The organism is Paracraurococcus lichenis (assembly GCF_030657435.1).
GTDB classification, from domain to species: domain Bacteria; phylum Pseudomonadota; class Alphaproteobacteria; order Acetobacterales; family Acetobacteraceae; genus Paracraurococcus; species Paracraurococcus lichenis.
The window spans coordinates 1-616 of sequence record NZ_JAUTWS010000421.1; the positions used below are offsets into that span (position 1 = coordinate 1).

A 616-nucleotide genomic window follows, 5' to 3' on the forward strand; every position below is an offset into this window, starting at 1 on the left:
ACATCGCCACGAGCGTCGACACGGGCCGGATCGTCGCGGTGCTGCTGACCGACAAGGATGTGGACGATGGCGGGCAGGTCGGCGCCTTGCTTGAGCAGGTCGAGGAGCCGGTTGCGTCTTTCAGCGGTGATGGCTCGTACGACCGGGACGATGTCTACGCCGAGGTCACGACACAGCGCCCCGACGCGGCCGTGATCGTGCCGCCCCGCGCGAACGCGGTGCCGAGTGAAGCCGCGGAGACCGCACCGACACAGCGCGACCGACATCTGCAGTGTATAGCCGAGCGCGGCCGCATGGGTTGGCAGAAGGCCTCGGGCTACAACGACCGTGCCTTGATCGAGGCAGACATCTCGCGCTGGAAACGCGTCATCGGTGACGGGCTCCGATCGCAAACAGACGAGCGTCAGGCCACCGAGGTCGCCATCGCTGCCAATATGCTGAGCCGCATGCTCGAGCTCGGATGTCCGAAGTATGTCCGCGTCGCATAACCCCGAATGCGGGTAGGGCTACGTGCGTCCACATCGCTGATCCGTGCACCACACTGGTCGCGTCCTGCTCCACGCCCGCCGTGTCACCCTCGTCATCGCCCAAACGGCCGTGGACTTCTGGAGCGCCC

Annotated in this window: 1 protein-coding gene; it reads left to right on the plus strand. The window is 66.2% G+C overall.

Annotated features, from left to right (window positions below; all coding sequences use genetic code 11):
- The coding region (locus Q7A36_RS40605; RefSeq protein WP_305109459.1) for a transposase at positions 1–488 on the plus strand (488 nt) is incomplete at its 5' end.
- Positions 489–616 lie beyond the last annotated feature (128 nt).